We start from the raw sequence: 9,438 nt of genomic DNA on the forward strand, positions 1-9,438 counted from the left end.
TGCGGCTTAAGTGAATTTGGAGAAAATGTGCCAATGAAAAGAAATAACCACGGAGGCCACAGAGAAAAAATGCATAGAGATACACAGAGGCGTTCTTACAACTACAGCGCTATTGTAATTCCACTTTGCGCTCAGCCATCTTTGACCCTTTCACGTCTAAGGTAAAAAGTTATTGTCGATGTAGCTTTGGAACTTTGCCTTATACTGATCGCTAATGGGGATGTAGACTTTCTCGTCGAAAATGATTCGGCTGCGCTCGATTACCGAGATCTTGGTGAGATTTACAATGTAGGAGCGGTGCACTCGCATAAACCGATCGCTGGGTAGTTGCTCTTCAATGGCTTTCATGCTTAGGAGCGTCATCACGGGTTTGGCATTTGTGAGGTGGAGTCGGATGTATTCGTTCATCCCTTCGATATACTTGATGTCGTCGAAGTTGATGCGCAAGAGCTTGTGCTCCGATTTGATGAAAAGAAACTCTTTGTTGCTTTTGACCTCATCGGGCTTTTGATGCTGGGTATCGAAGAGCGCCTTTACTTTATTGGCGGACTTTAAGAAATCGCTATAGCCAATGGGTTTGAGTAGATAATCGATGGCATTTACCCGAAAACCTTCGAGCGCGTGTTCGCTATGGGCGGTGATAAAAACAATCATGGGTGGGTTCTCGAGACTCTTGACAAAATCCATTCCGCTGAGATCGGGCATGTTGATGTCCACAAAGAGTAAATCGGTGGGGCTGTTCTCGAGCATCTCGATGGCTTGCAGGGCACTTTCGCACTGACCTACCAACTCCAGAAATGGTGTTTTGGAGATATATTCGGCAAGCTGTCGAAGGGCAAGGGGTTCGTCGTCAATTGCAATGCATCTAATCATAGCGGAATAGATAAGTTCACGGTGAATATATTGTCGGCGTCGATAATGTCCAGATGGTAGGTATCTCCGTAGAGAAGGGCCAATCGCTTTTGGGTATTGTCGAGGCCTATGCCCGAAAAATTGTCTGTATGAGTTTTGTTGGCCTTGCTATTCTTTATAATCAGCATAAGGCGATCATCGCTTACCATAAGATCGATGTTGATAAATGACTCTTCCCGGTAGCTTACGCCGTGCTTGAAGGCATTCTCAATGAGTGAGGTAAAGAGGAATGGTGGCATTATCTTTTCTGGGATAGTGGTGGGAAGCGTAAGGGTGATGCTTACCTTCTCGTTATATCTCAGCTTCATAAGGTCGATGTAGCTGTGGAGGAATTCTACCTCCCGCGTTAGTGTGGTGGCTTCGGTCTGGGTTTCGTAGAGGAGGTAGCGCATCATTTTCGAGAGTTTTATGATGGATTCCTTTGCCTCCTCAGTATTGATATCGACCAGCGCATGGATATTATTGAGCGTATTCATGAAGAAGTGAGGACTCACTTGGTTGCGCAGTAGCACCAGCTGCGTGGCTATGTTCTCCTTTTCGAGACTTACCTTTTCGTTTTCTGTCTCCATCCAGCGAAGACTCGATCGTAAACCAGTATCGAATCCAACCACCAGAATAGCGAGAATTAGAAAATTGGCAAAGGGTGGGATGGGCCTTTGCTTATGTGGCTGAATGGGACGAAGATTCCCAAATGGATCGTTACCTCCGGGGAGCGAGTATGGTGGCAGGATCATTGGATTATCGGGGGTGGACATTATTTGATTTCCGGAAGGGAGCACGCTGGGTGGTTTCGATTTTACCTCCATTTTATCATAGATAAATGAACCAAACGTAAACAGGAGAATAACACCCAAAACGGATACGATAAACAGGGTTTGTTTTCCTTTAAATAGCAATTTAGGGACAAGGATAAACCGATTGATAAGGAATACAACCAAGAGCGGAATGGTAATTTCCAACTGAACGATAACACTTCGCATTATGGGGCTGTATATGTCCTCCCGGAAAAGTATGGGAGTAAGCACAAGCACCATCCATACAAATGCGACGAGGCCAATCTCTGTGTAGACTATTCTTTTGTTGTGAATTTTCATGGTTTTGACGCAGTTGGGATTCTTGTCAAGTTAAGGAATAAAGTCCGAAGAGGTGAAGTTGGGGTGTAAATGCTTTCGATTTACCACCCCATCACTTATCTATTACGATATCGGAATACCTGCCGCACTTTTTTAGTGATTCAGTTCTACTTAATTATCCCCAGTCCCTCTTTTGCGCTTGCATCCTGAGGGCTGTATAGTAAAACTTTGTTGAATAGGATTTTTGCTTCGCGCGTTTTTCCCAGCTTGAGGTTGGTCCATGCCAGCATGAGCAAACTTTGGTAATCGAAAGGGTAAAGGTTCGAAACCTTTTCGAAATATTGGTAGGCTTGCTTGTAATCCTTCTTGTCGTAGGAGATAAGCCCCATGCGGTAGAGCGTTACTGTGTTGTTGGGGTCGATAGCGAGAATCTTGTTATACTGCACCAAAACCAAATTCCAGTTGCCCATTGCTGAGGCTGGCAAGGCCAATCCAAAGCGGGGTTCAATGGCATAGGGCATGAGTTCAATGGCTTTGCCGTAGTAGTTAATCGATTCGGCAAACTGCCCTTGAAGGTAGGTTAGCCAGCCAAGACGTAGGTTGATTTCGTAGGATTTTTCGTCGTAGTAACCCTTCATTACGGTTACTGCCTCACCATACTTTTCCGCCTTCTCCTTTGCGTAGCTGTCGCTGAATGCTGCAATGAGCTTCGTATAGTCTTGTGAATTCGATACAAGGACTGATAGAAGAAAAACAGCTAGTAATGTTAGTCGTTTCATAATATTTTGTTTTTAGTGAATCAGTATCGTTGAACGTGTAATTTATTCTCTTTTTTGTGCATGGGACTATGTTTCACGCTATTTAAACTTGTAAGTGAGCTTAACGGCAGCAGCAAATGCATTGTAAGTTAGCTTATCGGTTCGAGTATTTGATGTCAGATCCCAGAAATATATCTCGTTTTGGTTGTAGTATGGCGAAAGGGTTAGCATAAATTGTTTGCCAAGCATAAGATGGAGGTTGCCATAAATGGTAGTGGCGGGGATTAGTAAGGAGTTACTCATTACCATACCTTGATTTCGTGCGTATAGGAATGAATTGCCTTTGATGATTCCTGCTTCCAGCCAAAGGAATTTGAAAACCTTACACCCAATTTCTTGATTTACTTGATACGTTTCACCCCATTGTTTATCGGATTGGAACATTCCACCTGTAGTAAGGTAAAAGTTAGTGTTTCCAAAGGGGAGGTAAGTAAGGTATCCTTCACCCCTAACTTGGGTTGAGCTGCCGAAATTACTATAGGATATGTTTACTCCCGTTCGAACTTTAAACCCATTTTTTGCAATTCCAATACCTCCTAAATACTCACCGTTGATTTGCTTTTGTGAGTTTCCATTTCCTTGTCCTGAAGTTGTTTTTTCGAAATAGAATCCAGCGTGGGCAAACCCTGAAAATTCCCATCCCGAAAATGCATATCCGGTTAACTTGGCATAGAGCTGATTTTGGTTGGTGTTGAGATTGTTTCTTGCTAAAGCACTACTTTGGGTGATGCTACCTGTTTTTCGAAAGTTGGTGTAGGCAAGAGTTCCCTTAATTCTGCTCGAGAGATAGCTTTCAATCCCAGCATAGATTACGGTAGTATTATCAACTATCTTGTAGTTAAGGTTATTGGTTGTTGAGTTGGTGATATAGGTGCCCAAGTAAATCTGCAACAACTCTGGCTCTTTTATGGACTTTAACGCACTGTTTTTTTCGTCCTCTCCTAACGATCCAAGGTAAAGGTTGGCATCCGCTACACGACCCGAAAGGAGATAGCTACTGTAGATATATCCGCGCGAAATAGTATCCAAGGAGTTTAACTCCAGTGCCTTGGTAAAGTGTGTTACTGCGCTGGCATACTTTTGATTGTTATAGGCCAGTATCCCCAAACGCATGCGCAGAAAGTAGTAATCGATTCCCTGTGCAATCATTTTCTCTCCCGTTTCCTTAAGGTTTTTATAATCCCCTTGTAGGTAGTAGTCGTAATTTTGCTTATCGAGCGATATAAAATCGTTTTGTGCAAACGAGGCTGTTGCGAAAGCCAACATCAACGCGGTTAGTATGATTCGCATATGGCTGTAGTTTTTTTGTTCTGATCGATTAGTTTCAAACGATTGTCGTTGCTTATTTCGAGTATAAAACTTTTTGTCCAAACTACCCGATTGAAGGAGTAACCGAAAAGTTCTGATCTGTACTCAACCTTTTTCATTTCGAACTCCGAACCTGTGCTTTCCATCTTCACCTTGATGGATGCTTTCAGATAGAGGTAGAACGGTGCAACTATGTCCTGTAGGAATAGTCTCCATCCTCCAAAGGTTTGGTTTATTGGGAGAAAGTCGGTGGAGACGTATCCGTCGATATGCACAAGCGGTAACCTAAAGGCCGCCTGATAGAATGCATAAAGCAGCGATTTGTGATCTCCATCGAAATGGGTGAAGTAGAAGTAGACGCCATCGTTCAGGAAATATGCTACCGATTTTGTCGCATGGCAGTAGAGGTATGATTTGTTGTAAGTGTCGGTGAATACCTCCCACTTAGCGGTATCCATTCCCTTTGCCGTTTCAATATTCCAGCTTAGAACAGTGCCGTGCATCAAGTTAAGGGCCTTGTTAAGTAGGGGACTCTCCTCAATGGATTTTACCTTTTGATCTTTCTCCGGATAGCTGAATGTTTTAATCTCTTTTCCATTCTCCATGTAGGCGAATAGAGGGTATTTTAACGTTTTTGACCCTATGTAAGGGGTTGCCTGAAGTTGGAAATGCAAGTGTGGGAAAGGCGATCGGCCTGAGTTTCCTACCTTACCAATTATCTGTCCGTAGTGAACGCTGTCGCCAACCTTAACGGTTATTGAGCTCTCTTGGAGGTGGCACAGCTTGGTGTATATTCCTTCCACATGCTTAATTATAACTGTGTTTCCCCAGTTTTTAAGCGTGTTTACCTCTCCAAGGGTGTTGTCGGCTATACCATCCTCGGTAACAACCACTACGCCATCGGCCGGTGCAATTACATTCTGACCAAAACAGTAGTAATCCTTTAGTTCATTTCCTTCGTTGGCATACTGGCTCAATTCGCTGTTGGTTATGATGAAATCCCAAGCGCTGGCCCATTCGCCCTGGTGGGTTTCCTCACCGTCATGCCCTTGGCTGATTTGCCATTCCCCGTAGAACGGTAGCTTTATGTGAAGCCAGCCATAGTTTGGAAATCGTTTGGTAAAACTTTGGTGGGAGTAAAGGTTGCGCTCTGGTGTTCCCTCCTGAATAATAACTTCTTTTAATTTTCCGGGTATCGTTCTGAATCGAAAAGCGTAGAGAAAGGTAATTACGATCAAATTGAAGGGGAGCGAGAGGAGCGTCAGATTCAGGGGTTTCAACAATCCAAACAATCCTGCTGCAACCAAGGCAATGATGGGTGTTATTGCCACCGCCCAAAAGAATGATTGCTTGGATGGAACGTAGAAATATCCTCCAATGGCAATGGCTCCTAGAATAAAGTTGAATCCGATAAAGCTGTAACCCAACTGAGTCATATCCATTCCCAAAAATGAGTAGGCACCAAAGGCAACACTATACCCTAGCAAGGAAAGAAGGGATGCAATTCGGGAGTAGAAAAGTAGTGCGATTGCTACCACCAACCCTGCAAAGACATTAAACTGAAAGAATATTGCGCCAAGGGAGAGGAAGTAGCCGTTCAGAAAGGTTGAGGTAATATGCTCAATCCACCATTGATGAAGATTAACTAACGGATTCCCTCCCAAGCCAAAAAGTTGATTGACGATGTATAAGCCGCTTGGATTATCCTCCACTCCAGTAGCTAACCACCCTGCACTGAAAACAATCCATAGGCTGAATACAAAGGGGATGGAGAGGTAGGGCAGGTAATACTTACCCAGGATTCCCTGAAAAGCTAGCGTTACAAGTAGTGTTAAGAAGCCCGCAAGGATTGCCATAGCTACTATAACCATGGTGAGTTCGTAGTGGTAGCCTAACCCTAATCCCACCAATAGGCTATTGAAGCCGTAAAGTCCCTTGATGGTTATATGTTTGTCGAAATGCAGAAACGAGGCAGCAAGATTGGCCGTTACCACCGAAAGCAATCCGCTTAAGCCTGCCGAAATATCGAGAAACGAAACGATAATAAGTGGTATCGCAAACCAGTAACTCTCCGAGAAGAAAATTTGGGAGTAGCTGCGAACTACTCCCTGAAGTAGGGTTGATATGGTGCCGTTCTTATTCATTGATCCTGGTTATTGATTCTTGTTATTGATGAAGGAGTGACGTTGGTAGGAGGAAGTCTCTTCTCTAAGTGTTACATCTATTTAGCCTTCTTCTCTGCAGCCAAACCATTGTTCTTCGACAGATAGTCTGGTATTACCTCGTTGCTTGAAACATCTGCCAGTGTTTCGGCTTTTCGAATGAGATGAACCTCCCTGTTCTGGTCAATTAATACAACGTTAGGGCGGGTAGTGATAAACTGCAACCACTGCGTATTGTTGTAAGCACCAGTTTTGGTTATCACAAACCTGTCGCCGCGTTTTAGCGCTGGGAACATTAAGGAGGGCCGAATTACATCGATGTTCATGCAGAGCGGACCAAATATGGTGGTTTCTTCTACAACGCCGGAGTGGCTGTTTACCGGATGAATCTTGTGATCGTACCAGAAGGCCGTAAAGAGAAGGTTTACCCCAACATCCACGATAGTGGCTCGGCGGCCATCGGCCAACTTTTTATTGGCATGAACTGATCCTGCAATGTGACCTGCGTTATCAATTAATGCGCGTCCGGTTTCCAGAATTAGCGTAGGTAGCTTGTCGGGCTTAATTTGGGAGTTGAGGATGGCCGATGTGATTGCCTCGGCGTACTCATCGAACGAGGGAGTTGTATCTTCGCCCGAAAGGTATGCACCACGCAATGTGTTCTTTGAGGCAAATCCGCCGCCCATATCGATGTAGGAGATGTAGTGGTCGAATTTTTGCGCAATGCTAACCGCTAGTTCGGCTAGCTTTGATGCGGCAATCCGATACGGCTCAGCACTCATCATATAGGTGCCGATATGGGTGTGTAGGCCCATCAGCTTCATCTTGGGGTTAATCATAATCCGATTGATGGCTTCCCACGCCTCACCGTTCTCGAAGTTAAACCCAAACCTATCCCACTTGGGGTAAACGCCCACGTCCATGTTTACCCGAATGGCAATCCGTGCCTCTATATTTTTTTTGGTGGTAATATCCGAGAGCATAAACAGTTCATCCATGTTGTCGATATGGATGAATGATCCATTTCGGGCGGCTTTTTCCAGATCGTCTGCGCTTTTCCCTGGTCCATTAAAGATTATGTTTTCGCCTTTGTTGCCATTTCGGAGGGCTTTGTCGTATTCAAAACCCGATACCACCTCGGCCCACGATCCTACCTGATGGAAGATTCGGCAAATAGCATCGAGATAGTTGGTCTTGTAGCTCCATGCCATCTGGACTTTAGGGTATCGTAAGGTGAAGGCGCGCTTAACATCCTCCACCGTTTTGCGTATGGTGCGTTCGGAGAAAACGTAGAGCGGCGACCCGTATTTATCCATGAGATCGTCAACTTTAACCCCGTCGATATAGGGCATCGCCGCAATGGCTGTTCCTGCGCCATGCTTGGATGGCACGCCTGGGGTTAACTTTGTTATGGTTGGTCGTTCAAAAAGTAGCTTCGACATAATGTAGCGTTTTAATGATTTCGTTTTTACTTTGCAACTTGCCGTTTACAATTCTCCTGTTGTAGCTAAGGTGGAGAATTGCTCCAGATCTACAATCATATCGTAGGAGTATCGCACAAACATTTTACCCACATCGTAACGGCTGTAAGGTTTTACCTCTATACCTAAGGCTAGTTTTAGTAAGGCTTCTGGAATGTTTTGTCCGGCACCAACGGCTAGGTAGACCCACGCCGGTATTCTCGGATTAATCTCAAGGAGGTAGAGTTTGTTATCGGCCGATCGAATCAACTCCAGCTCCATGCCGCCTTTCCACTTGGTTTGGGCGATAACCTTTTGGGCCAAATCCATCATCGTTGGGTCTTCAATGGTGATTCCGCCCCACGCTTTTCCCTTGTCGGTAATGTATTGCTTGCGCATGGGCACCGCAGCTATTAAATTTCCTGCACCATCGCCAAGTGCAATTACGTTCACTTCTGTACCCTTCACGAATTCCTGCACAATAACCGGTAATCCCCATTTGGCGGCCACCTTCGAAAAGTATATGGCTGCTTGTTCCACCGAGTAGGCGGCGTAGGCATCGTAGTATTTCCCCTTAACCATTACCGGGTATTCCATGGATTTAAGCGCATTGCTCAAGTCGGCATGGCTAAAAACATCGGTGCTGGTAGGGACATTTACCCCATATTTTTTACCGTATGCAGGGAGATTGGATTTGTTCCGCTCGTCGAATTGCTCCAGCGTTGGAAGATAGGTCCTGATCCCAACTTCGGTCAACTTCTGCTCTAACTTGATGAAGGAGAATAGTTCGGCATCGAAATTGGGGATGATCACATCGATTTGTTCCTTCTCGTGTATCTCCAATAATCGGGCGAAAAGAGCCTCCTTTCCTTCGGATGGATAGGGAATCATGTAGGTTTTGTCGACCAGCTCGCTCATGTATATGCCGGGTTCTAAATGCTCGTAGGCCAGTCCGATTATTCTTGCATCGAATTCCTTCGACTCTTTAATACCTCGAATGACAGGGATTCCCGGACCCGGGCTGTCGATGTTGTTGAGGCCTGTTACAGCAACGGTTACTTTTCTTGGGTTCATGGCTATTCCTCCAAAAGATTATTGACTTTAAGGTCATTCACAAAATCGACTAGGTAACGTTCGAGAGTAACCTCGTCTACTTCGTAATCGCCCTTCATCTGTTCCTTTATTTGCTCGATGCTCTTGCCCTCTTTTATCAAGGAAAGAACCACCTTGCCTGTGTTATTCAAGGTAAATGAATCGCCAGTAGTGGGATTGAATACGAATCCATTTTCGCTGAGTGCAATGTTTCCTTTTATTTCCATGACTTTATATTTTTAGGGTTTCCTATTATACCTTAAATCCGCAGGTCGATTGCTAGGTTTTAAATCTTAGCGTATTTAGGTTTGCTTGGTGGATATTTTGCCATTTTTTTGGTTCGACATAGCCCTTCTTTGCGTCACTTCTTCCGTTTTTCGCTCCCCCTATGGTTTGCAACTTCCTTTTTTGGAAGCCTGCAACAATAAAAACCGTAACGAACCGTAAGTGTCAGGTATTCAATTACTAGCTATTGAGGCGCGGGCATACCTTTCCCATTGGGCACAGCAGCGTGGCCGCTTCACTCCAGCAGCAGGTGGTATTTCTTGGCCGAAAAGAGCTTTAGGATGCGCTGTCGTCCCCGCATTATCCACTTGGCCGGCACTACCATGAA

General features: G+C 44.8%; 8 protein-coding genes. All 8 read right to left on the reverse strand.

Translation table 11 applies throughout. From position 1 onward, the window contains the following. Window positions 1-156: 156 nt before the first annotated feature. Window positions 157-873 carry a LytR/AlgR family response regulator transcription factor gene (locus BLS65_RS14560; RefSeq protein ID WP_092440287.1) on the reverse strand — a complete coding sequence of 239 codons (717 nt, stop codon included), beginning with the start codon at window positions 871-873 and terminating at the stop codon, window positions 157-159. Continuing rightward, a complete protein-coding gene (locus BLS65_RS14565) occupies window positions 870-2,006 on the reverse strand; it encodes a sensor histidine kinase (protein ID WP_092440290.1) in 1,137 nt (378 codons plus the stop codon). Before BLS65_RS14565 ends, BLS65_RS14560 begins: the two co-directional genes overlap by 4 nt. Before the next feature lie 146 nt (window positions 2,007-2,152). Next, the gene (locus BLS65_RS14570; RefSeq protein WP_092440292.1) at window positions 2,153-2,764 is read right to left on the reverse strand and encodes a tetratricopeptide repeat protein; all 612 of its coding nucleotides are present in this window, start codon (window positions 2,762-2,764) and stop codon (window positions 2,153-2,155) included. Between the two features lie 78 nt (window positions 2,765-2,842). Then, window positions 2,843-4,093: a tetratricopeptide repeat protein gene (locus BLS65_RS14575; protein ID WP_092440294.1), complete on the reverse strand. Its 1,251-nt coding sequence runs from the start codon at window positions 4,091-4,093 to the stop codon at window positions 2,843-2,845. Continuing rightward, a complete protein-coding gene (locus BLS65_RS14580; protein WP_092440296.1) occupies window positions 4,078-6,255 on the reverse strand; it encodes an urea transporter in 2,178 nt (725 codons plus the stop codon). The genes BLS65_RS14575 and BLS65_RS14580 overlap by 16 nt, the downstream gene beginning before the upstream one ends. A 77-nt stretch (window positions 6,256-6,332) precedes the next feature. Next, a complete protein-coding gene (locus BLS65_RS14585) occupies window positions 6,333-7,715 on the reverse strand; it encodes an alanine racemase (protein ID WP_092440298.1) in 1,383 nt (460 codons plus the stop codon). A gap of 45 nt (window positions 7,716-7,760) precedes the next feature. Further along, window positions 7,761-8,807 carry an ATP-grasp domain-containing protein gene (locus tag BLS65_RS14590; RefSeq protein ID WP_092440300.1) on the reverse strand — a complete coding sequence of 349 codons (1,047 nt, stop codon included), beginning with the start codon at window positions 8,805-8,807 and terminating at the stop codon, window positions 7,761-7,763. A 2-nt stretch (window positions 8,808-8,809) separates the two neighbouring features. Continuing rightward, complete coding sequence (locus BLS65_RS14595) at window positions 8,810-9,052, reverse strand: PqqD family protein (protein WP_092440302.1); 243 nt, start codon at window positions 9,050-9,052, stop codon at window positions 8,810-8,812. Window positions 9,053-9,438 lie beyond the last annotated feature (386 nt).

This window comes from Williamwhitmania taraxaci (assembly GCF_900096565.1).
Classification (GTDB): Bacteria; Bacteroidota; Bacteroidia; order Bacteroidales; family Williamwhitmaniaceae; genus Williamwhitmania; species Williamwhitmania taraxaci.

Coding starts and splice junctions, on each gene's coding strand:
- BLS65_RS14560 (WP_092440287.1), bottom strand. CDS start 873: ATGATTAGATGCATTGCAATTGACGACGAACCCCTTGCCCTTCGACAG.
- BLS65_RS14565 (WP_092440290.1), bottom strand. CDS start 2,006: ATGAAAATTCACAACAAAAGAATAGTCTACACAGAGATTGGCCTCGTC.
- BLS65_RS14570 (WP_092440292.1), bottom strand. CDS start 2,764: ATGAAACGACTAACATTACTAGCTGTTTTTCTTCTATCAGTCCTTGTA.
- BLS65_RS14575 (WP_092440294.1), bottom strand. CDS start 4,093: ATGCGAATCATACTAACCGCGTTGATGTTGGCTTTCGCAACAGCCTCG.
- BLS65_RS14580 (WP_092440296.1), bottom strand. CDS start 6,255: ATGAATAAGAACGGCACCATATCAACCCTACTTCAGGGAGTAGTTCGC.
- BLS65_RS14585 (WP_092440298.1), bottom strand. CDS start 7,715: ATGTCGAAGCTACTTTTTGAACGACCAACCATAACAAAGTTAACCCCA.
- BLS65_RS14590 (WP_092440300.1), bottom strand. CDS start 8,807: ATGAACCCAAGAAAAGTAACCGTTGCTGTAACAGGCCTCAACAACATC.
- BLS65_RS14595 (WP_092440302.1), bottom strand. CDS start 9,052: ATGGAAATAAAAGGAAACATTGCACTCAGCGAAAATGGATTCGTATTC.